This is a genomic window from Porphyromonas somerae DSM 23386 (assembly GCF_000372405.1).
GTDB lineage: Bacteria > Bacteroidota > Bacteroidia > Bacteroidales > Porphyromonadaceae > Porphyromonas_A > Porphyromonas_A somerae.
This window is the reverse complement of record NZ_AQVC01000020.1, coordinates 1-21963: the sequence shown is the minus strand read 5'-3', so window position 1 is coordinate 21963 and position 21963 is coordinate 1. Positions and strand designations below refer to the sequence as shown.

General features: G+C 48.2%; 18 protein-coding genes, 4 tRNA genes and 1 riboswitch. Of the genes, 21 read left to right on the top strand and 1 reads right to left on the bottom strand.

Annotation, left to right across the window (positions count from 1 at the left end; all coding sequences use genetic code 11):
• The first annotated feature begins 22 nt into the window (after positions 1–22).
• The 21 genes from rsxC to rpoC all read left to right on the top strand — a co-directional run bounded on the left by rsxC (position 23) and on the right by rpoC (position 20766).
• Entirely contained in the window at positions 23–1357 is a 1335-nt protein-coding gene (gene rsxC / locus A3GK_RS0105210; protein ID WP_018028417.1) for an electron transport complex subunit RsxC, read from the top strand.
• A gap of 21 nt (positions 1358–1378) precedes the next feature.
• Positions 1379–2374: an RnfABCDGE type electron transport complex subunit D gene (locus A3GK_RS0105205; protein WP_018028416.1), complete on the top strand. Its 996-nt coding sequence runs from the start codon at positions 1379–1381 to the stop codon at positions 2372–2374.
• Positions 2374–2958, top strand: a complete 585-nt coding sequence (locus A3GK_RS0105200) for an RnfABCDGE type electron transport complex subunit G (protein ID WP_018028415.1) — start codon at positions 2374–2376, stop codon at positions 2956–2958. The genes A3GK_RS0105205 and A3GK_RS0105200 overlap by 1 nt, the downstream gene beginning before the upstream one ends.
• Before the next feature lie 14 nt (positions 2959–2972).
• Positions 2973–3572, top strand: a complete 600-nt coding sequence (rsxE, locus tag A3GK_RS0105195) for an electron transport complex subunit RsxE (protein WP_018028414.1) — start codon at positions 2973–2975, stop codon at positions 3570–3572.
• Positions 3573–3578: 6 nt separating this feature from the next.
• Positions 3579–4151, top strand: a complete 573-nt coding sequence (rsxA, locus tag A3GK_RS0105190; protein WP_018028413.1) for an electron transport complex subunit RsxA — start codon at positions 3579–3581, stop codon at positions 4149–4151.
• Positions 4152–4268: 117 nt separating this feature from the next.
• On the top strand, positions 4269–5039 hold the full coding sequence (lptB, locus tag A3GK_RS0105185) for an LPS export ABC transporter ATP-binding protein (RefSeq protein WP_018028412.1): 771 nt from the start codon (positions 4269–4271) through the stop codon (positions 5037–5039).
• On the top strand, positions 5026–5652 hold the full coding sequence (recR, locus tag A3GK_RS0105180) for a recombination mediator RecR (protein WP_018028411.1): 627 nt from the start codon (positions 5026–5028) through the stop codon (positions 5650–5652). Before lptB ends, recR begins: the two co-directional genes overlap by 14 nt.
• Before the next feature lie 91 nt (positions 5653–5743).
• Positions 5744–7174, top strand: a complete 1431-nt coding sequence (locus A3GK_RS0105175) for an MFS transporter (protein WP_026161734.1) — start codon at positions 5744–5746, stop codon at positions 7172–7174.
• A 300-nt stretch (positions 7175–7474) separates the two neighbouring features.
• Positions 7475–7557: transfer RNA gene (locus A3GK_RS0105170), tRNA-Tyr, on the top strand.
• A 28-nt stretch (positions 7558–7585) separates the two neighbouring features.
• Positions 7586–7658: transfer RNA gene (locus A3GK_RS0105165), tRNA-Gly, on the top strand.
• A 14-nt stretch (positions 7659–7672) separates the two neighbouring features.
• Positions 7673–7744 (top strand) — tRNA-Thr (locus tag A3GK_RS0105160).
• Positions 7745–7939: 195 nt separating this feature from the next.
• Positions 7940–9127 carry an elongation factor Tu gene (tuf, locus tag A3GK_RS0105155; protein WP_018028409.1) on the top strand — a complete coding sequence of 396 codons (1188 nt, stop codon included), beginning with the start codon at positions 7940–7942 and terminating at the stop codon, positions 9125–9127.
• A gap of 85 nt (positions 9128–9212) precedes the next feature.
• A tRNA-Trp gene (locus A3GK_RS0105150) sits at positions 9213–9285 on the top strand.
• 30 nt (positions 9286–9315) lie between these two features.
• Positions 9316–9537, top strand: coding sequence for a preprotein translocase subunit SecE (secE, locus tag A3GK_RS0105145; protein ID WP_018028408.1), 222 nt, complete (start codon positions 9316–9318; stop codon positions 9535–9537).
• Between the two features lie 70 nt (positions 9538–9607).
• Positions 9608–10159, top strand: a complete 552-nt coding sequence (gene nusG / locus A3GK_RS0105140) for a transcription termination/antitermination protein NusG (protein ID WP_021902510.1) — start codon at positions 9608–9610, stop codon at positions 10157–10159.
• Positions 10160–10298: 139 nt separating this feature from the next.
• Positions 10299–10745 carry a 50S ribosomal protein L11 gene (rplK, locus tag A3GK_RS0105135; RefSeq protein WP_018028406.1) on the top strand — a complete coding sequence of 149 codons (447 nt, stop codon included), beginning with the start codon at positions 10299–10301 and terminating at the stop codon, positions 10743–10745.
• Positions 10746–10765: 20 nt separating this feature from the next.
• A complete protein-coding gene (rplA, locus tag A3GK_RS0105130) occupies positions 10766–11467 on the top strand; it encodes a 50S ribosomal protein L1 (protein ID WP_018028405.1) in 702 nt (233 codons plus the stop codon).
• A 27-nt stretch (positions 11468–11494) separates the two neighbouring features.
• Positions 11495–12040, top strand: a complete 546-nt coding sequence (gene rplJ / locus A3GK_RS0105125; protein WP_018028404.1) for a 50S ribosomal protein L10 — start codon at positions 11495–11497, stop codon at positions 12038–12040.
• A gap of 101 nt (positions 12041–12141) precedes the next feature.
• The gene (rplL, locus tag A3GK_RS0105120) at positions 12142–12516 is read left to right on the top strand and encodes a 50S ribosomal protein L7/L12 (RefSeq protein WP_018028403.1); all 375 of its coding nucleotides are present in this window, start codon (positions 12142–12144) and stop codon (positions 12514–12516) included.
• A 118-nt stretch (positions 12517–12634) separates the two neighbouring features.
• Positions 12635–16447, top strand: coding sequence for a DNA-directed RNA polymerase subunit beta (rpoB, locus tag A3GK_RS0105115; protein ID WP_018028402.1), 3813 nt, complete (start codon positions 12635–12637; stop codon positions 16445–16447).
• A gap of 29 nt (positions 16448–16476) precedes the next feature.
• The gene (gene rpoC / locus A3GK_RS0105110; RefSeq protein WP_018028401.1) at positions 16477–20766 is read left to right on the top strand and encodes a DNA-directed RNA polymerase subunit beta'; all 4290 of its coding nucleotides are present in this window, start codon (positions 16477–16479) and stop codon (positions 20764–20766) included.
• A gap of 176 nt (positions 20767–20942) precedes the next feature.
• On the opposite strand, the gene ribB is transcribed toward rpoC, so the two are convergent.
• Entirely contained in the window at positions 20943–21584 is a 642-nt protein-coding gene (gene ribB / locus A3GK_RS0105105; protein WP_018028400.1) for a 3,4-dihydroxy-2-butanone-4-phosphate synthase, read from the bottom strand.
• Positions 21585–21689: 105 nt separating this feature from the next.
• Positions 21690–21810: riboswitch (FMN riboswitch) on the bottom strand.
• Positions 21811–21963: the final 153 nt, after the last annotated feature.

Below are 21963 nucleotides of genomic sequence, written 5' to 3'. Positions count from 1 at the left end.
GATACCTTATATATATAGGAGTATGTTGAAGACATTTAGAATCGGTGGTATTCATCCACCAGAGAGGAAGCTCTCTAGCGACCGTCCGATAGAGGAGCTGCCTATGCCAGAGCGTGTCCGTATCCCGCTTGGTCAGCATATTGGTGCACCTGCCGAGGCACTTGTGAAGCGAGGCGACACGGTGAAGGTAGGTACCCTTATCGCCAAGGCTGGCGGTTTTATCTCGGCCAATATCCACTCGAGCGTATCGGGCGTGGTGGAGAAGCTGGAGGAGGTGGTGGATGCCTCGGGTTATCCCAAGACCGTCATCACTATCAAGACCGATGGCGAGGACACGTGGGAGGAGACTATTGACCGCTCACCCGAAGTGATCCGAGAGGTGACGATGAGCCCTGAGGATATTGTGGCTCGTATTCAGGAGTGTGGTATCGTGGGTATGGGAGGTGCTACCTTCCCAACCAATGTGAAGCTACTGCCCCCTAAGGGAAGCCAACCAGAGGTGGTGATCATCAATGGTGTGGAGTGTGAGCCTTATCTAACTGCCGACCACCGGCTGATGCTGGAGCGTGGTGAGGAGCTCTTGGTGGGGCTCTCTATCCTGATGAAAGCCGCTGGGGTATCAAGAGGTGTGATCGGTATTGAGAATAATAAGAAGGATGCGATACAGCACCTTACGGAGCTAGCGAAGTCTTTTGCGGGGATTGAGATCCAACCGCTGAAGGTGAAGTACCCACAAGGTGGTGAGAAGCAGCTGATTGATTCGGTACTGAAGCGACAGGTGAAGAGTGGGCAGCTACCTATTACGGTGGGAGCCATTGTGCAGAATGTGGGGACGACCCTAGCTGTCTATGAGGCGGTACAGAAGCACAAGCCTCTCTTTGAGCGTATTGTGACGGTAACGGGAGTGGACCTTCCGAAGCCCTCCAACTTCCTCGTACGTATCGGCACCAGTTCGGCTATGCTGATTGAGGCGGCCGGCGGTCTTCCTGAGTCGAGTGGCAAGATCATCAGTGGTGGTCCTATGATGGGTAAAGCCCTGGTGACTGATGATGTGCCTATTGCCAAGGGTAGTAGCGGTATCCTAGTATTGAAGAAGGAGGAGACTGCACGTAAGCCAATGCGTAGCTGTATCCGCTGTGCTAAGTGTGTACATGCTTGTCCTATGGGACTTAATCCTGCCTTCTTGATGAGAGATACGGTATTTAAGGATTGGGAGGTATTGGAGAAGAATCATGTGGTGGACTGTATTGAATGTGGCTCTTGCAGCTACAGCTGTCCAGCTAATCGACCATTGCTCGACCATATCCGCCAAGGTAAGCGGACGGTGATGGGTATTATGCGAAGCCGTAAGTCCTAAACGAATATAAGTAATAGAGATATGTCAACTAGTCATAAACTACTCGTATCACCCTCACCACACATACATAGTGGCGACTCGATTGAGCGCAATATGTATGATGTGATCATTGCATTGATTCCTGCACTGGCGGTCTCCTTTTATTTCTTTGGATGGGGCGCCTTTGTGGTGACGCTTACTTCTGTGGCCGCTTGTATGCTCTTTGAGTGGCTGATCAGTCGCTTCTTGATGGGGCGTAAGGAGCTAACTATCTTGGATGGTTCGGCGATCCTCACGGGTCTCCTACTGGCGCTCAACGTGCCCTCTACTCTTCCTTTATGGATCATCGTTATCGGTGCCTTGGTGGCGATTGGTATCGGCAAGATGTCGTTCGGTGGCCTTGGGAGTAATATCTTCAACCCTGCTATTGTGGGTCGTGTGATGCTACTCATCTCCTTCCCAGTGCAGATGACTAGCTATCCGATGCCTAGGGGCATGGAGGCTACATTGGATGCTACCTCTGGTGCTACTCCATTGGCGATTGCTAAGGGGGTGGTACGTGGGTCGGAAGGCTTTACGATGGATAAGCTCCCTAGCTTGGTGGATAACCTCCTCGGCTCTGTGGGTGGTTCGCTAGGTGAGGTGAGTGCGGTGGCACTGCTGATTGGATTTGCCTACCTGCTGATTCGCAAAGTGATCACTTGGCACATTCCAGTAGCCATTATCGCTACGGTAGCTATCTTTGCTGGCATTATGAATCTGGCCAACCCTGAGGTCTATGCTGGTCCTCTCTTTCATATCCTAAGCGGTGGCTTGCTACTCGGTGCTATCTTTATGGCGACTGACTATGTCACCAGCCCTATGAGCAATAGCGGTATGCTGCTCTACGGAGTGATGATAGGTATCATTACGATGCTGATCCGTCTCTTTGGTGCCTACCCCGAGGGGATGTCGTTTGCGATTCTCTTTATGAATGGTATCGTGCCTATTATCAATAGGTATATGCCACCTCACCTCTTTGGAAAAGCTAAAAAGTGATGAAGAAGTTACAATCAACCTTACCCAATATGCTGCTATCGCTTACGATCATAGCAGCAGTGGCAGCAGCTTTGCTCGCCTTTGTATACGAGACTACTAAGCCGGTGATTGACGCCTCCAAGACGGAAGCCCTCAAGGCTGGTATCGCCAAAGTACTTCCCGAGGGCTATGACAATGACCCCTACGAGGAGCGGGTGGAGATGAATGAGTATGTCCTCTATCCTGCACGCCAAGGTGATCAATTGATCGGTGTGGCGGTGAAGAGCTTTACCAATAATGGCTTTGATGGCTTTATCAGTGTGCTGGTAGGAATGGATATGGAGGGCAATATCATCGACTACGCTGTGCAAGAGCAGAGCGAAACCCCTGGACTGGGCAGTAAGATGGAGGAGTGGTTCCGCACGGAAGGAACTGCGAGAAGTGTGCTAGGTGCCAATCTAGCGGAGCCGATCAAGGTGTCGAAGGATGGCGGTAGCGTGGATGCCATTAGTGCCGCAACGATCTCAAGCCGTGCTTTCTTGGAAACCCTCAATAGTGCCTACAGTGTGATGCAACAAGCCATCGCCGATGGTCAACTAAAGTAAATGTGTGAGTGACTATGAAGAAATTACAGATATTACTCAATGGACTGATTAAAGAGAATCCTACGCTGGTTTTGCTCCTAGGTATGTGTCCGACACTTGGTACCACCTCTAGTGCCAATAATGGTCTGGGAATGGGACTGGCAACAACGTTTGTGCTGATCTGCTCTAACATGGTGGTGGCCTCGGTGAAAAAGCTGATCCCCGATGCGGTACGTATCCCAGCCTATATTGTGATTATTGCCGCCTTTACCACTTTGGTGCAGATGCTTTGCGAGGCTTATGTGCCTGCGCTCTATGCATCGCTCGGTATCTTCTTACCTCTGATCGTGGTGAACTGTATCGTGCTAGGTCGTGCGGAGTCTTTCGCAGCTAAGAATAATGTGTTTGACTCGGCTCTAGATGGAATCGGTATCGGTCTTGGCTTTACTATCGCTCTGACCATTATCGGATTTGTGAGAGAGGTGCTGGGCTCGGGTCGTGCTTTTGACCATGTCCTTTTCCCTGAGGAGTATGGGGCACTGGTATTTGTGCTGGCTCCTGGTGCTTTTATCGTGCTAGGCTTTGTGATTGGAATTAAGAATGCGATTGACCGCAAACGCAATAAGACAGCTTAACGACTTATGGAATATTTACTACTATTTATCAGTGCGATTCTAGTTAATAACGTCGTATTCTCACAGTTCTTGGGGATTTGCCCCTTCTTGGGTGTTTCTAAGAAGCTGGATACTGCGGTGGGCATGGGTGCTGCGGTGACCTTTGTGGTGACCATTGCGACGCTCGTGACTTATGCGATTCAGAAGCTGGTGCTAGACCCCTACGAGATAGGGTATATGCAGAATATTGCCTTTATCCTAGTGATTGCCTCAGTGGTGCAGATGCTCGAGATGATTCTGAAGAAGATCTCTCCCGCTCTATTCCAAGCACTCGGTGTATTCTTGCCTTTGATTACTACTAACTGTATGATCCTAGGTGTGGCGATTACGGTGATCCAAAAGGACTTTAATCTAGGGGAGTCGATTGTCTATGCTATTGCTACCGCTATTGGTTATACCATGGCGATTGTGATCTTTGCAGTGATTAGGGAGCAACTGGCGAAGACCAATGTGCCTGCTCCGCTTGCTGGTATTCCTATCGCCCTTGTAACGGCTGGTATCTTGGCGATGGCCTTTATGGGCTTTGCTGGATTGGTTTAAGCTACCTATCAATTAAGAAATATAGTGGACGCCTTGGGATAGACTATCTCAAGGCGTCTTTTTACACCGCTAAACCACTTAAATTGGTATCTTTGTGGGAAATAATATGCGATACTTATGAAGCTAAGGACTGAGGATTTAGTAAAGAAATACAAGAGCCGTACCGTGGTCAACCATGTCTCCATTGAGGTGGAGCAGGGGGAGATCGTGGGGTTGCTAGGCCCTAATGGGGCGGGCAAGACCACTACCTTCTATATGACGGTAGGGCTGGTGACCCCCAATAACGGACGGATATTCCTTGATGATGAGGATATCACCAAGCGACCTATCTATCAGCGTGCGAGGATGGGCATTAGCTACCTCGCTCAGGAGGAGTCTGTCTTTCGTAAGATGAGTGTGGAGGATAATATCCTAGCAGTGCTGGAGATGACGGGGCTGAATCATCAGGAGCAGATCGAAAAGCTGGAGAAGCTGATTGATGAATTTGGTCTGGAGAAGGTGCGGACCAATAACGGCGACCGCCTCTCTGGTGGAGAGCGACGACGTGTGGAGATTGCTCGTTGCCTCGCTATTGACCCGAAGTTTATTATGCTTGATGAGCCTTTCGCTGGTGTTGACCCTATTGCGGTGCAGGATATTCAGTTGATTGTCTCCAAGCTGAGGGAGCAGAATATCGGTATCTTGATCACCGACCACAATGTCCACGAGACCCTATCCATTACCGACCGTGCCTACCTACTATTTGAGGGACAGGTGCTTTTCCAAGGGAGTGCTGAGGAGCTAGCAGAGAATCCGACTGTGCGAGAGAAGTACCTTGGTAAGGACTTCGTGCTCCGCCGCCGTAAGTTTGACCACGTGACCATGAGGGGCGAAGATGTCGGGCGTTGAGGATTACTCACAATTGCTACAAAGGGCGATTGATGCTTTTGCCTCTCTTCCAGGGGTGGGGCATAAGAGTGCGATGCGCTTGGCTCTTTCTCTCTTAAAGCAGGAGAAGACTTTTACCTATCGTATTTCCGATGCTCTACGCGACCTCGTGGATGGTATACAATACTGCGAGAAGTGCCACAATATCTCCGATGAGCCGATCTGTAGCATTTGTAGTGATGAGACACGCGACTCCCATATCCTCTGTGTGGTGGAGAGTGTGCGTGATGTGATGGCAATCGAGCGGACTGGGCAGTATCAGGGGCTTTATCACGTATTGGGAGGCGTGATCTCTCCTATGGATGGGGTGGGGCCTCAAGACCTTTTCCTCCACGACCTCCCTACACGTATTCAAGAAGAGGGGATAAAGGAGGTGATCCTTGCCCTCAGTACCACTATGGAGGGAGAGACGACCAACTTCTACATCTACCGCCTGCTCAAGGATATAGAGGTGCAGATCACCACTATTGCACAAGGCATTGCGATAGGTGATGAACTGGAGTATGCCGATGATCTCACCCTCGGCCGTAGCATCTTACAGCGAATTGACTTCCAAGAGAGCCTTAAGCGGTAACCCCACTTTTCTGAGACCATCTTGTGGCAGTCTGCCCAAAAAACCTTACATTTGTCCCATCTGAAATTTTCAAACTTATAACACAACTATTATGACAACTTCTACTAAAGGCCACACGTTACGTGACAAAGCCGCAGTGAGGTGGACCGTTTTGATAATGATCGCCCTCACGATGCTTTTCGCCTACATGTTTGTAGACGTCCTTTCACCTCTCAAGACACAGCTCGATCAGGTATTGGGCTGGAATAGTACCGTCTTTGGTACCTATGCGGGGAGTGAATTCTTCGTCAATGTATTCCTACTCTTCCTTATCTTTGCAGGTATTATCCTGGATAAGATGGGGGTTCGCTTCACCGCTATCCTCTCAGGCTCTCTGATGGTGATCGGTGCCGGTATCAAGGTATATGCCCTGAGTTCTGCTTTCAATGCTGGAGCCTTCCCCTACGACCTGCTAGCTGGTTGGTTCCCCAACTTCCCACCTTCTGCGGCCCTAGCATGTGCAGGTTTTGCTATCTTCGGTATGGGTACCGAGATGGGTGGCGTGACCGTTTCCCGTGCTATTGTAAAGTGGTTTACCGGTTATGAGCTAGCGATGGCAATGGGTATTGAGATGGCGATTGCCCGCCTTGGTGTTTTTGCTGTATTCCAGACCTCTCCTCGTATCAACCAATGGATGGTGAATAAACTTGGCGTTTCTGAAGGATTGGATGCACTGCAGACGGTTCAAGCACCAGTGCTCTTCGTCTTTATCCTCCTCTGCATCGGACTCTTCCTATACCTTATCTATGGGGTCCTTGACCGCAAGTTGGAGAAAGAGGCCGCTGGCTCACTTGTAGAGGAAGAGGAAGAGCCATTCCACTTCCGCGACCTTGGTAAGGTCTTTGGTAGTAGTGCTTTCTGGATTGTAGCTCTGCTTTGTGTACTTTATTACTCTGCTATTTTCCCATTCCAGAAGTTTGCCACTAGTATGCTAGAGAGCAACCTTGGCATTGAGAATACCACCGCTTCAAGTATCTTTAGCCTATTCCCTATCGGGGCAATGGTGATCACTCCTTTCCTCGGCTTCTTCCTTGATAAGAAGGGTAAGGGAGCTACTATGCTCATTATCGGTTCGGTGCTGATGATTCTTTGCCACGGCACCTTCGCTCTCTATCCATTTGATAATAGTACCACCTCCTTTGTGGTAGCTATCTCGGCCATTGTGTTGCTGGGTATCTCCTTTAGCTTGGTGCCTGCCGCCCTCTGGCCAAGTGTGCCAAAGCTGATTGATAATAAGGTGCTCGGCTCTGCCTACTCTGCTATCTTCTGGGTACAGAATATCGGTTTGATGTCGGTGCCAATGATTATCGGCTCAGTGCTCGATAAGACCAACGTGGGTGTTGTCGCTGGCGAACCCATGAACTTCACCCCTTCTATGCTGATCTTCACTAGCTTCGGAGTCTTCGCCCTTATCCTTAGTCTCTACCTCAAGAGTGTTGATAAGAAGCGTGGCTATGGCCTAGAGCTCCCAAATATCAAGTAATAGTTACCCTATTAATATATTAAAAGCACCGTGGAACTATCTCCCACGGTGCTTTTAATGTTTGAACGCTAATAGGACTGTATCTGAGATGCTTCACTGCCCCGTCGGACCTATTTACTTTGGGTGCTATTATTTCTTTGTATTAGTCTGTTCGTAGCGGCAATAGACCTAAATATTGAAGAAGCTGAAACTTTTTCTTGAGAATATTTGGCGAAAAGAAATAAGTTATGTATCTTTGCGAACGGTTTAGTCTATGCAACGCTCTAGCGAGGGCCGTGGAGAGTGTAGTCTAAAAGGAATGGGCAGTTACCAGAGTGGCCAAATGGGGCTGACTGTAACTCAGCTGGCTTACGCCTTCGGTGGTTCGAATCCATCACTGCCCACTTTCTACCTTTACATTTAAGGGTGTATGCGGAAGTAGCTCAGTTGATAGAGCATTAGCCTTCCAAGCTAAGGGTCGCGGGTTTGAGCCCCGTCTTCCGCTCAGATGAAATTTTTGCCTATGTAGCTCAGTGGTAGAGCACTTCCTTGGTAAGGAAGAGGTCCCGGGTTCAAATCCCGGCATCGGCTCAAGCGTATTTTACGACTTCAGCAAGGTGCGTGGAGTGATAGGGTGAGAGTATTCGCGATGTGTCGGGAATCTCAGCTCGAAGTAATGAATTGGGAGGAGTATGCCTTAGGTTATTACGTCTGCTTCGAAGCGTCTTGGAAGGGATGAGAAGAGAGAATAATATAAACTCAAATATATTTTATTGTTATTGAACTATGGCAAAAGAACATTTTAACAGGTCGAAGCCCCACGTAAATATCGGTACGATCGGTCACGTGGACCACGGTAAGACTACTCTTACTGCTGCTATCACTACCGTATTGGCAAAGGATGGTCACACTGAGCTCCGCTCATACGACTCTATCGATAACGCTCCTGAGGAGAAGGAGAGGGGTATTACTATTAACACCTCACACGTAGAGTATGAGACTGCTAACCGTCACTATGCCCACGTAGACTGTCCTGGTCACGCCGACTATGTAAAGAACATGGTTACTGGTGCTGCTCAGATGGATGGTGCTATCATCGTGGTTGCTGCTACTGATGGTCCTATGCCTCAGACTCGTGAGCACATCCTACTAGCACGTCAGGTGAATGTACCACGTCTGGTAGTGTTCATGAACAAGTGTGATATGGTGGACGATGAGGAGATGCTAGAGCTTGTAGAGATGGAGATTCGTGAGCTCCTTAGCTTCTACGAGTTTGATGGCGACAACACTCCAGTAATCCGTGGATCTGCTCTTGGTGCACTGAATGGTGAGGCTAAGTGGGAAAATTCTATCCGTGAGCTAATGGATGCTGTTGACGAGTGGATTCCACTTCCTCCACGTGATATTGATAAGGACTTCTTGATGCCTGTAGAGGATATCTTCTCTATTACTGGTCGTGGTACTGTAGCTACTGGTCGTATCGAGACTGGTGTGGTACACACTGGTGATGAGGTTGAGATCATCGGTCTTGGTGCAGAGAAGCTGAAGTCTGTGGTGACTGGTGTGGAGATGTTCCGTAAGATCCTAGATGAGGGTGAGGCTGGTGATAACGTTGGTCTACTTCTCCGTGGTATCGATAAGGATCAGATCAAGCGTGGTATGGTGCTTTGTAAGCCAGGTAGTGTGAAGCCACACTCTCGCTTCAAGGCTGAGGTGTACGTGCTTAAGAAAGAGGAGGGTGGTCGTCACACTCCATTCAAGAACAAGTATCGTCCACAGTTCTTCATCCGTACGCTTGACGTAACTGGTGAGATCACTCTTCCTGAGGGTCAGGAGATCGTGATGCCAGGTGATAACGTAACCATCACTGTAGACCTTATCTACCCAGTAGCATGTAACCTAGGACTTCGCTTCGCAATCCGCGAGGGTGGTCGTACAGTAGGTGCTGGTCAGATCACTGAGCTACTTAACTAATACTAGCAGTAGCTAAATATAAATATCTTATCGGAGTGGTGTAGAGGGTAGGTAATCCCTCCCCTCTATCCCTCTTCGATTATATACGGGCATAGCTCAGTTGGTAGAGCACTGGTCTCCAAAACCAGGTGTCGAGAGTTCGAGTCTTTCTGCCCGTGCAATTTTTGTAATAGAAATATATCGGTTATATGACTGACCAAAAGAAATCCAATTTCTTCGTAAGAGTAGGTGCTTACGTGAGCGATTGCTTTAAGGAGCTTCGCTACAAGGTTACTTGGCCGACCAAGAAGGAGCTTTCGAGCAGTGCAGTACTGGTACTATCTGCTTCCATAGTGATGTCAGTATTCATTTTCTTGGTGGACAAGGCGTTTGAATTTATCATGAGTAACGTTTACGGCTGGCTTGCTTAACCCTTTTCTTAAGGGAATGGTGAGTGAGTGGTAAAGCTTTTCTGTACTGTATCTAATGGATAACCAACCAATGAATTACTACGTTCTTCGTACCATCACTGGTAAGGAGAAGGATGTAGCTGATTATATAGAAAGTATGCGGGATGCTGTCCCAGTATTCAAAGAGCATGTAGGTGAGGTGCTTGTGCCTATGGAGACCTATTATCAGCTCAATAAGAGTGCTAAGGGAGGGCGCGTAGAGCGCACACGTCCGTATTATTCTGGCTATGTATTCGTTGAGGCTAGGTTGGTGGGTGAGACAAAGTTTACACTTCGTCGTATCCCTAATGTCCTTGGCTTTTTGGGCTCTGATGATGATCATCCAGAGATCTTGAGCCAGCAGGATGTGGATCAGATGAAGCATCTTGCAGATGAGTTGAGTGAGACACCAGATGCCGATAGCCTTACCTTTATGGTGGGCGAGCGTGTTAAAGTGGTCTTCGGACCATTTGCAGGCTTCTTTGGTGAGGTGACTGAAGTGCTTGACGATCGCAAGAAGCTGAAGATACTTGTGAAGGTGTTTGGGCGCGAGACCTCAATGGAGGTGGATTTCGTGCAAGTGGAAAAGGAGAGTTTGTCATAACCTAGTGAAGAGGCCTCACGCGACTCTGCTGTTACGAATTATGGGTGTGTGAGGTGTCGCCGATGGCGAAAGGCGATAGTCTAGGTGCTCGGATGTACTTTTCTACGAGTGAGTTATTAATGAGAAAAAGTGTTTAATCATGGCAAAAGAAATTGCTGGTCAGCTAAAGCTGCAAATTAAGGGTGGAGCTGCTAATCCTTCTCCTCCTGTTGGTCCTGCTCTTGGTTCCAAGGGGATCAATATTATGGACTTCTGTAAGCAATTCAACGCCAGGACCCAAGATAGTGCTGGTAAGGTCCTTCCGGTGATCATCACATACTACTCTGATAAGTCTTTTGACTTTATCGTAAAGACTCCTCCTGTGGCTGTACAGCTATTGGAGAAGGCGAAGAAGAAGAGTGGTAGTGCTGAGCCAAACCGTACAAGGGTGGCTACCATTACTTGGGACGACGTGAAGGCTATTGCTCAAGATAAGATGCCTGACCTTAACTGCTTTACCGTAGCGAGTGCTATGCGTCTAGTAGCGGGGACAGCAAGAAGTATGGGTATAGCCATTAAGGGCACTTTTCCAGAGGATGTTGAATAATCAAGGACCATTGATGAATTATGAGTAAACTAACGAAGAATCAGAAGTTGGCCCTGAGCAAGATCGAACCTGGAAAAGAGTATACACTTACGGAAGCATCTGCTCTTGTAAAAGAGATTACAACTACTAAGTTTGATGCATCTGTAGATGTAGATATACGCCTAGGTGTCGACCCACGTAAGGCCAACCAAATGGTGCGTGGTGTGGTATCTCTACCCCACGGAACTGGTAAGGAGACTAGGGTGCTGGTGCTTTGTACCGCAGATAAAGAGGCTGAAGCTACCGAAGCTGGTGCAGACTATGTAGGTCTTGACGAGTACATTGACAAAATCAAAGGCGGATGGACTGATGTGGATGTAATCATCACAATGCCATCTGTAATGGGTAAGATTGGTGCCTTGGGACGCGTCCTAGGTCCACGTGGCTTGATGCCTAACCCTAAGAGTGGTACAGTAACCAATGAGATTGGAAATGCTGTCCGCGAGGTGAAGCAAGGTAAGATTGACTTTAAGGTAGATAAGGCTGGTATTGTACATACCTCTATTGGTAAGGTCTCTTTCACTGCTGACAAGATTGCTGACAATGCACGCGAGTTTATCAATACTATAGTTAAGCTTAAGCCTAGTGCTGCAAAGGGTACGTACATTAAGAGTATTTACCTCTCAAGTACTATGAGCCCTGGTATCAAGGTGGATCCTCGCTCCTTAGAGTCGAAAGAGTAACAACTAGAGAAAAGAGATCCATAGTATATGAAAAAGGAAAAGAAAGTATCAGTCGTTGGTGACTTGGTAGAGCTAGTAGAGAAGTATCCTAACTTCTATCTAGTAGATATTGAGGCGCTGACTGCTGACAAAACAAGTAGCCTTCGTCGTCTTTGCTTCGAAAAGGATGTAAAGCTGATGATGGTGAAGAATACTCTGCTTCGTATCGCTCTCTCTCAGAAGGATGAGGAGACTTTTGCTCCTCTATTCCCTTATCTGAAGGGTAATACTGCTGTGATGTTTGCTGAGACAGCTAATGCTCCTGCACGCCTGATCAAGGACTTTGCAAAGGAGAATAAGCCTGCTGATGCAGATAAAGCAGCTAAGCCAGAGCTAAAGGCAGCTTACGTACAAGAGAGTCTATATCTTGGTGCAGACAAGCTCGAGGAGCTGGTCAATGTCAAGAGCAAGGAGGAGCTGATTGGAGATGTAGTATCTCTACTCGAGGGCTCTATCCAAGGTGTCCTTTCGGCACTCGACTCTGCTGGTGGTACTATCCATGGTCTACTCCAAACGCTCGAGGAGCGTGGTTGATTAAAAGACCATCGGACACAATAAAGGTGGCGTAGAGCATTAAGCTACTACGAATTGATAAATAACAAGATTGTATAATACCATAATAAGTATATAAGAATATGGCAGATATCAAAGCTATTGCGGAACAACTAGTGAACCTAACCGTTATTGAGGTAACTGAGCTAAAGAATATCCTTAAGGAGGAGTATGGCATCGAGCCTGCAGCTGCTGCTGTGGCTGTTGCTGCTGGTCCTGCTGGTGGTGAGGCTGCTGCAGAGGAGAAGACTGCATTTGATGTAATCCTTAAGTCTGCAGGTGCTGCTAAGCTACAAGTAGTGAAGGCTGTTAAGGAAGCTATGGGTGTAGGTCTTAAGGACGCTAAGGACCTAGTTGACGGTGCTCCATCTAAGCTTAAGGAGGGTGTAGACAAGGCTGAGGCTGACCATCTCAAGGCTGCTCTTGAGGAGGCTGGTGCCGAGGTAGAGATCCAGTAATCTCGCTTTGTCTCCCCTGTAGATATTACAGGTGATGGTTAAGAACCCACGAATACGAGTGTAGTGGGTTCTTAACCTTTTCGTGTCTTTGTTCGTTTTAGGCTTTTAAGGTTTTTTTATGTCCCCAAGAAATAATACAGAAAGAGTAAATTTCGCTTCTATTCAAAACCCTCTGGACTTCCCAGACTTCTTGGATATTCAGTTGCAGTCGTTCCGTGACTTTATGCAGTTGGATACTCCATCTGATAAGCGAAAAAATGAGGGTCTCTATAAGGTATTTATGGAGAACTTCCCCATCCACGACACACGCAATAATTTTGTGTTGGAGTTCTTGGACTATTTTATAGACCCCCCAAGATATACCATTGAGGAGTGCTTTACGAGAGGACTGACCTACAATGTACCTCTAAAAGCTAAAATGAAACTTTATTGTACTGATCCTGAGCATGAGGACTTTGACACCTCTGTGATGGATGTGTACTTGGGTCAAATCCCTTATATGACACCTCAAGGCACTTTTGTGATCAATGGTGCTGAGCGTGTGGTAGTCTCTCAGATGCACCGCTCGCCAGGTGTCTTTTTTAGCGAAAGCATCCACAATAATGGTACCAAGCTCTACTCTGCTAGAGTGATCCCATTCAAGGGCTCGTGGATTGAGTTCGCAACCGATATTAGCAACGTGATGTATGCTTATATCGACAGAAAGAAAAAACTTCCAGTAACCACTCTCCTGCGAGCTATCGGCTATGAAACAGATAAGGATATCCTTAATCTGTTTGGCATCGCTGAGGAGGTGAAGGTGACTAAGACTGGATTGAAGAAATATGTCGGTCGAAAGATCGCTGCACGTATCCTTAATAGCTGGGTTGAGGACTTGGTCGATGAGGAGACTGGTGAGGTGGTTTCGCTCGACCGATACGAGATTATTCTGGACCGTGACGAGGAGATCACGGAGGAGAATATCCCACAGATATTAGAGTCGGGTGCTAAGACGATTCTTCTCCTGACTGATGGTGAGTCGGGGCTTGACTACAGCGTGATCACTAATACCTTGCAGAAGGACCCCTCTAACTCTCAAAAGGAGGCTGTTTACCATATCTATAAGCAACTGAGAAGTCAGGATCCTGTGGATGAAGCTTCGGCAATGGAGGTGATCAATAACCTCTTCTTCTCGGATAAGAGGTATGACCTTGGCGATGTTGGTCGTTATCGTATCAATAAGAAGCTCAATCTTGACATTGATGAGAGTGTGAAGGTACTTACCAATGAGGATATTGCAGCCATTATTAAGTACTTAGTGGTGCTACGCAATGGCAAGGAGACGGTGGATGATATTGACCACCTAAGTAACCGTCGTGTCCGCACGGTAGGTGAGCAGCTCTCACAACAGTTTAGTATCGGTCTCTCTCGTATGGCACGTACGGTAAGAGAGCGAATGAACGTTCGTGACAATGAGGTCTTTACGCCAGTTGACTTGATCAACGCCAAGACGATTTCGAGTGTGGTCAATTCTTTCTTCGGCACCAACCCTCTATCACAATTTATGGACCAAACCAATCCCCTGGCAGAGATCACGCACAAGCGTAGGCTTTCGGCCCTTGGACCTGGTGGTATTAGCCGTGATAGAGCTGGATTTGAGGTGCGAGATGTGCACTACACTCACTATGGCCGTCTTTGTCCAATTGAGACTCCTGAGGGTCCAAATATTGGACTGATCAACTCACTCTGTGTCTATGCTAAAATCAATGAGCTAGGCTTTATTGCTACTCCATACCGTAAGGTAGTTAATGGCAAGGTGGACTTCTCGGACAAGGGGGTGGAATACTACACAGCCGAAGCAGAGGAGGATAAGACGGTAGGTCAGGGTAATGCGCCACTGAATGAAAATGGTGAATTTATCCGCGACACCGTAAAGGCTCGTTATGGATCGGACTTCCCAGTGGTACCACCAAGTGAGGTGGATCTGATGGATGTCTCTCCTATGCAGATTGCTTCGATTGCTGCCTCTTTGATTCCTTTCTTGGAGCACGACGATGCTAACCGTGCGTTGATGGGATCTAACATGATGCGCCAGGCTGTGCCATTGATTCAGACCGATGCTCCTATCGTTGGAACTGGTTTGGAGGGCGTAGTGATTAGAGACTCCCGCTGCCAAATTATGTCGGAAGGAGAAGGTACGGTAGAGTATGTGGATGCTACACAGATCAAGGTGCGCTACGATCGCACCGAGGATGAGGAGTTCGTCAGCTTCGAAGATAGCTTAGTGACGTATGAGCTACCTAAGTTCCGTAAAACCAACCAAAGCACGACTATAGACCTGCGCCCAATTGTATTGAAGGGCGATAGGGTGAAGAAGGATCAGATCCTTACCGAGGGATATTCTACCCAGAATGGGGAGCTGGCACTTGGTCGTAACGTGACGGTAGCTTACATGCCTTGGAAGGGGTACAACTATGAGGACGCTATTGTGCTTAGTGAGCGTATGGTGCGTGAAGACTTCTTTACCTCTGTCCATGTGGATGAGTACAATCTTGAAGTGCGTGAGACGAAGCGTGGTATGGAGGAGCTCACTAGTGACATCCCTAACGTGAGCGAAGATGCTACCAAGGATCTTGATGAGCGTGGAATCATACGTGTAGGTGCAAGGGTACATCCAGGAGATATCCTTGTGGGTAAGATTACTCCTAAGGGAGAGAGTGACCCAACGCCAGAGGAGAAGCTACTGCATGCCATCTTCGGTGAGAAGGCTGGCGATGTGAAGGATGCTTCACTGAAGGCCAATCCATCACTGAGTGGCGTGGTGTACAAGACCTATCTTTTCTCTAAGGTGCCTAAGGGACAGAATAGTCGTAAGACAACGCGCGAGATGAAACAGCAGTTGGAGGAGAGTGAAGCACAAGAGAAGGAGGAGCTACGCAAGAATATGCTGGCTAAGCTCTCTAAGCTCACCTCTCGAAAACTCTCTAAGGGCATTGTTGACTATATGGGTGCTACAGTGGTCGCAGAGGGAGTTAAGTACAATAATACGATCCTCGACCAGCTCAATTATGAAGAGATCGTATTCTCTGGATGGACCGATGACGAGCACACTAATAACCTGATCAGTCAGCTTCTTGGTAATTATATCAAGAAGGTGAAGAAGATAGAGAGTGACTATCGCCGTAAGCAGTTTGATGCTACCCTAGGTGACGAATTGCCTAACGGTATCATGCAGAATGCCAAGGTGCTTATCGCCAAGAAGCGTAAGATCCAGGTCGGTGATAAGATGGCAGGACGCCACGGTAATAAGGGTATTGTCTCTAAGGTGGTACGTGTAGAGGATATGCCATTCTTGGAGGATGGAACTCCTGTAGACCTTTGTCTCAACCCTCTAGGTGTGCCTTCGCGTATGAACCTTGGTCAGATCTTTGAGGCGGTACTTGGGTATGCTGGTAGAAAGCTAGGGGTTAAGTTTGCTACTCCTATCTTCGATGGCGCTACCCTCGACGATCTCAATAAGTGGACAGACAAGGCTAGAATTCCACGCAATGGACGTACCTATCTCTATGATGGAGAGACTGGCGAGCGCTTCGACCAACCAGCTACTGTGGGAGTTACCTACTTCTTGAAGCTAGGCCACATGGTAGATGATAAGATGCACGCACGCTCTATCGGCCCTTACTCTCTGATCACCCAACAACCTCTCGGTGGTAAGGCTCAATTCGGTGGCCAGCGCTTCGGAGAGATGGAGGTGTGGGCACTGGAGGCCTATGGTGCCGCTCATGTGCTACAGGAGATGCTCACGATCAAGAGTGACGATGTGGTAGGCCGCTCAAAGGCTTACGAAGCAATCGTCAAAGGCTCGCCAATGCCTACTCCAGGTATTCCTGAGTCGCTCAATGTACTGCTCAACGAGCTTAAGGGTCTAGGCCTAAGCTTCGAACTCCAATGATTACATCACAGCCCTTTTGATATATAAATATGGCTTTCATAAGAGATACAAAGATAAAGTCCAACTTCAATCAAATCCGTATCGGTATCGCCTCTCCTGAGGAGATATTCGAGAATTCACACGGTGAAGTTACTAAGCCCGAGACCATCAACTATCGTACTTACAAACCAGAGCGGGATGGTCTATTTTGCGAGCGTATTTTCGGACCGGTTAAGGATTACGAGTGTCACTGTGGTAAGTACAAACGTGTCCGCTACAAGGGTGTAGTTTGTGACCGTTGCCAGGTAGAGGTAACGGAGAAGAAGGTGCGCCGTGAGCGAATGGGGCATATCAAGCTGGAGGTGCCAGTAGTACACATCTGGTTTTTCCGCTCCGTGCCCAATAAGATCGCTTATCTTTTAGGAATCCCAGCGAAGAAACTGGAGAAGATTATATACTACGAGAGCTATGTAGTGGTTCAGCCAGGTCCTTACGAAGACTTGGAGGTGGGCGACCTACTAACTGAGGAGGAGTACCTAGACCGTATGGCTAGCCTCCCTCAGGAGAATAAAGAGTTGTCTGATGAGGACCACAATAAGTTTTTCGCAGAGATTGGTGCGGTGGCTGTAGAGGCACTACTCTCTAGAGTTAATCTAGATGAGCTGTCGTACAACCTTCGTGCTAGAGCCGCTAAGGAGACTTCTCAGCAGCGCAAAAAGGAGGCTCTTAAGCGCCTACAGGTGGTAGAGAGTTTCCGTGCTAGCCACGGCTACACTCGCCCTGAGTGGATGGTGATGAGGGTGATCCCTGTTATCCCACCAGATCTACGTCCGTTGGTGCCATTGGATGGTGGTCGTTTTGCTACCTCCGACCTCAATGAACTCTATCGTAGAGTGATTATTCGCAACAATCGTCTACGTCGTCTGATTGAGACAAGGGCACCTCAGGTGATCCTCCGCAATGAGAAGCGTATGCTTCAGGAGGCGGTAGATAGCCTATTCGACAACTCTGGTAAGTCGGGTGCAGTGAAGAGCGACTCCAATCGTCCGCTCAAGTCACTTACTGATAGCCTTAAGGGTAAGCAGGGTCGTTTCCGTCAGAACCTACTTGGTAAGCGTGTCGACTACTCTGCTCGTTCGGTGATTGTGGTGGGTCCTAGCCTCAAAATGCATGAGTGTGGATTGCCACAAGATATGGCGGCAGAGCTCTACAAGCCATTTGTTATCCGCAAGCTGATTGAGCGCGGTATCGTGAAGACCGTGAAGAGTGCGCGCCGTATTGTAGACCGTCGTGAGCCAGTGATCTGGGATATCTTGGAGAATGTAGTGAAGGGGCACCCAGTGCTACTCAACCGTGCTCCTACACTTCACCGTCTAGGTATTCAGGCTTTCCAGCCAAAGCTAATCGAGGGTAAAGCCATTCGTCTGCACCCACTAGCTTGTACCGCATTTAACGCCGACTTCGATGGTGACCAGATGGCAGTTCACTTGCCACTCTCTAATGATGCAATCCTAGAGGCACAGTTCTTGATGCTTGCCTCACACAATATATTGAACCCTGCCAATGGTACTCCTATTACCGTGCCTTCGCAGGATATGGTATTGGGACTATATTATATCACCAAGCTTCGTGACGGAGTAAAGGGTGAGGGCTATAAGTTCTACTCTCCAGAGGAGGCACGAATTGCCTACAATAATGGCAAGATCGACATCCATGCCAAGATTCAAGTGGTGGTGGATGACCTTGATGAGGAGCGCAAGCCATTTAAGCATATGATTGAGACCTCGTATGGTCGTCTGCTCTTCAACTCTAAGGTGCCTGAAGAGATTGGGTATATCAATGACCTGATTGGCAAGAAGAGTCTTCGTACACTGATCGGTGAGGTGATCAAGTATTGTGGTATCTCACGTACTTCACAATTCCTCGATGATATCAAAGACCTCGGGTACTATATGGCCTTTAAGGGTGGTCTTTCATTCAACCTTTCTGATGTAATCATTCCTGAGCAAAAGGAAGAGCTCATCCAAGAGGGTTATGACGAGGTGGCCGAGATTATGGACGACTTCAATATGGGTAATATTACCAATAATGAGCGTTATAACCAGATCATCGACGTTTGGACCAATGTGAATAACAACCTCTCTGCTATCCTGATGAAGGAGCTGAAGGAGGACGACCAAGGCTTCAACTCTATCTTTATGATGATGGACTCAGGAGCCCGTGGTTCGGCCAACCAGATTCAGCAGCTGAGTGGTATTCGTGGTCTGATGGCTAAGCCACAGAGAAGTGGTGAGGGTGCTCAGACGATGGAGAACCCTATCCTCTCCAACTTTAAGGAGGGACTTTCAGTGCTAGAGTACTTTATCTCTACCCACGGTGCTCGTAAGGGTCTTTCGGATACGGCACTTAAGACGGCCGATGCTGGATACCTCACTCGTCGTCTCGTCGACGTTTCTCAAGATGTGATTATCACCGAAGAGGATTGCGGTACCCTACGTGGTATTGTGCGTCGTGAGATCAAGGAGGGTTCTAGTGTAGTAGCATCGCTTTATGAGCGTATCCTTGGTCGTGTGTCAGTACACGATGTAGTACACCCAATTTCAGGCGAGCTGATTGTTGCTGCTGGTGAAGAGATTGATGAGGCCAAGGCTTCTAAGATACAAGAGTCGCCAATCACTGAGGTGGAGATCCGCTCTGTGCTCACTTGTGAAGCAAAGCAAGGAGTTTGTGCTAAGTGCTATGGACGCAACTTGGCCCACAACCACTTGGTACACAAGGGTGAGGTAGTTGGTGTGGTAGCTGCTCAGTCTATCGGTGAGCCAGGTACACAGCTTACGCTTCGTACCTTCCACGCCGGTGGTGTGGCAAGTACCGATACTATTGAGCGACTCATCAAGGCTAAGTACGATGGTATCCTTGAGATCGAGGAGCTTCGTACGGTAGATGCCAAGGATGAAGAGGGTAAGCCATTCAAAGTGGTGGTCGGACGTCAGGCCGAGATGCATATTGTAGACCCTCACACTCATATGACACTTATCAATGAGAATATACCTTATGGTGCAAAACTCTTTATAGAGCCAGGTGCCGAGGTGAAGGCAGATGATATCATCTTTGAGACCGACCCATTCAATGCGGTGATTGTTGCTGAGGTGAGCGGTAAGCTACAGTATGAGGATGTGGTAGAGGGTAGTACCTTCCGTGTACAGTCAGATACCAATATCGCTGCTGGACATACCGATAGGATCATCATTGAGAGTAAGGATAAGAAGCTATCGCCAGCGATGTCGATTATTGGCAAGGATGGCGAGGTGATCAAGACTTATAACCTCCCAGTGGGTGCCCACCTCAATAACCAACAGGGTCAGAAGGTAAAGGCCGGTGATGTACTGGTTAAGATCCCACGTACCGTAGTGAAGTCGGGTGATATCACGGGTGGTCTGCCACGTGTTACAGAGCTCTTTGAGGCACGTAACCCATCTAACCCAGCTGTGGTTGCAGAGATCGATGGTGAGATCACACTTGGAAAGGTGCGTCGTGGTAATCGTGAGGTGATTGTTACTAGTAGTACTGGCGAGGAGCGCAAATATCTAGTGAGTCAGACCCGCCAATTGCTGGTGCAGGAGAATGACTTCGTTCGTGCTGGCGAACCACTATCTGATGGAGCTGTTTCTCCAACCGATATCCTAGAGATATTAGGACCAAACGCGGTACAAAACTACATCGTGAATGGAGTACAAGACGTCTACCGTAAGCAAGGTGTGTCGATCAACGACAAGCACTTTGAGGTGATTGTACGCCAGATGATGCGTAAGGTGGAGATCATTGATGCTGGAGATACCAAGTTCCTCGAGCAGCAGTTGGTGGATAAGATCGATGTTCAGGACGAGAATAATCGTCTCTGGGGTAAGAAGGTGATCACCGATCCAGGCGAGTCTACCACTTACTTCGAAGGTCAGATCATCACCGCTCGTCACCTACGTGAGGAGAATAGCTTGCTACGCCGTAACGATAAGAAGGTGATGGAGGTACGCGATGCCCTTCCTGCAACTACTAAGCAGGTACTTCAGGGTATTACACGTGCTGCTCTTCAGACCAAGAGCTTTATGTCTGCCGCCTCCTTCCAGGAGACACCTAAGGTGCTGAATAACGCTGCTATTGAGGGTAAGATTGATAAGCTAGAGGCTCTAAAGGAGAACGTAATCTGCGGTCACCTGATCCCTGCAGGTACTGGGTTGCGTGAGTACGAGAAGATCGTGGTAGCTTCCAAAGCCGATATCGAATCCCAGCGCCTACTCGAGACCACCAAAGGTCCTAAGTCAGGAGTTGTGATCCCAGACTAATCCAATAATAAATAGATAGAATACCCTGTGATGGCTTATGCTATCGCAGGGTATTTTTTTAGCTATAACGCCAGATAGACATCTGGACCGACGTGCCAAAGTAGCCTCAGACTACCTTGAGACTGTTGCATCTCATCCTTCGTGCAACATTCTCCACTTGGTACAAAACGTTTGGTTTAGCGTTGATGGTGCTGGCGGTAGGCTACGATATCTTCGATTGTGAGCACCGGCATATTGTGTGCTGCGCTAAACTTCTTGATCTCTGGTAGGCGCGCCATGGTGCCATCCTCATTAGTTAGTTCACAGAGTACCGCCGTCTCGCCTAGGCCGGCGATAGAGACGATATCTATACTCCCCTCCGTGTGTCCTCGGCGCTCTAGTACGCCACCCTCCCTTGCACGAAGCGGGAATACATGCCCTGGGTGTACCAAGTCTTCAGGCCTTGCTCCTTCTCGTGCTGCCGTTGTGATCGTCACGTAGCGATCTTTTGCCGATACCCCTGTAGTCACCCCCTCCTTCGCCTCTATTGAGATGGTGAAAGCGGTGTTATTGACGCATGTGTTGTGCTGTACCATCTGAGGCAGGTTGAGCTCTTGGCACTTCTTAGGCTTTAGGCATAGGCAGATGATACCGCTACACTCGCGGATCATCAGTGCAATGCTTTGTGGCGTAAGCCGCTCAGTGGAAAAGATGATGTCGCCCTCATTCTCCCTATTTTCATCATCTACGAGGAGGATGCCCCGGCCATCCCTAAGAGCTTTTACGGCCGCTTGGATGCGTGCCTCAATTGCTGGAGAAATTGTGTTGGTTTGTTCCATTTCTTTTTGTGTTACTATTAGATTATAAATTGACGAGGATCTATGGTACACAAAAGCAGATGGGCCAACACTGTAGAGCCGAAGCCTCAAATAGGTCAGCGGCATCTTGATTCGAATACCATCCGGACTATCACCGTCGGTTATGGAATTTCACCATATCAGTCCCACTAGGGGAGTTGTGGACTATACCACCAGTAAGGAATTACACCTCTCCTCTTGAATCAATCTCAAAGGTACAAAGATTTTCAATATCCTGTTTGGACGTAAGCCGAAAATCCAGGGGTTACGCATTACTGTTATGCGAATGATCATATACAAGTTGTTGAGGATAATGGGGTAAGGACCTCGGCAGAGGTCCCTCTTAAATAGGCACAGGTCG

Excerpts from the sequence above, each read along its gene's own strand:
- rsxC (WP_018028417.1), top strand. The coding sequence starts at position 23 with ATGTTGAAGACATTTAGAATCGGTGGTATTCATCCACCAGAGAGGAAG.
- A3GK_RS0105205 (WP_018028416.1), top strand. The coding sequence starts at position 1,379 with ATGTCAACTAGTCATAAACTACTCGTATCACCCTCACCACACATACAT.
- A3GK_RS0105200 (WP_018028415.1), top strand. The coding sequence starts at position 2,374 with ATGAAGAAGTTACAATCAACCTTACCCAATATGCTGCTATCGCTTACG.
- rsxE (WP_018028414.1), top strand. The coding sequence starts at position 2,973 with ATGAAGAAATTACAGATATTACTCAATGGACTGATTAAAGAGAATCCT.
- rsxA (WP_018028413.1), top strand. The coding sequence starts at position 3,579 with ATGGAATATTTACTACTATTTATCAGTGCGATTCTAGTTAATAACGTC.
- lptB (WP_018028412.1), top strand. The coding sequence starts at position 4,269 with ATGAAGCTAAGGACTGAGGATTTAGTAAAGAAATACAAGAGCCGTACC.
- recR (WP_018028411.1), top strand. The coding sequence starts at position 5,026 with ATGTCGGGCGTTGAGGATTACTCACAATTGCTACAAAGGGCGATTGAT.
- A3GK_RS0105175 (WP_026161734.1), top strand. The coding sequence starts at position 5,744 with ATGACAACTTCTACTAAAGGCCACACGTTACGTGACAAAGCCGCAGTG.
- tuf (WP_018028409.1), top strand. The coding sequence starts at position 7,940 with ATGGCAAAAGAACATTTTAACAGGTCGAAGCCCCACGTAAATATCGGT.
- secE (WP_018028408.1), top strand. The coding sequence starts at position 9,316 with ATGACTGACCAAAAGAAATCCAATTTCTTCGTAAGAGTAGGTGCTTAC.
- nusG (WP_021902510.1), top strand. The coding sequence starts at position 9,608 with ATGAATTACTACGTTCTTCGTACCATCACTGGTAAGGAGAAGGATGTA.
- rplK (WP_018028406.1), top strand. The coding sequence starts at position 10,299 with ATGGCAAAAGAAATTGCTGGTCAGCTAAAGCTGCAAATTAAGGGTGGA.
- rplA (WP_018028405.1), top strand. The coding sequence starts at position 10,766 with ATGAGTAAACTAACGAAGAATCAGAAGTTGGCCCTGAGCAAGATCGAA.
- rplJ (WP_018028404.1), top strand. The coding sequence starts at position 11,495 with ATGAAAAAGGAAAAGAAAGTATCAGTCGTTGGTGACTTGGTAGAGCTA.
- rplL (WP_018028403.1), top strand. The coding sequence starts at position 12,142 with ATGGCAGATATCAAAGCTATTGCGGAACAACTAGTGAACCTAACCGTT.
- rpoB (WP_018028402.1), top strand. The coding sequence starts at position 12,635 with ATGTCCCCAAGAAATAATACAGAAAGAGTAAATTTCGCTTCTATTCAA.
- rpoC (WP_018028401.1), top strand. The coding sequence starts at position 16,477 with ATGGCTTTCATAAGAGATACAAAGATAAAGTCCAACTTCAATCAAATC.
- ribB (WP_018028400.1), bottom strand. The coding sequence starts at position 21,584 with ATGGAACAAACCAACACAATTTCTCCAGCAATTGAGGCACGCATCCAA.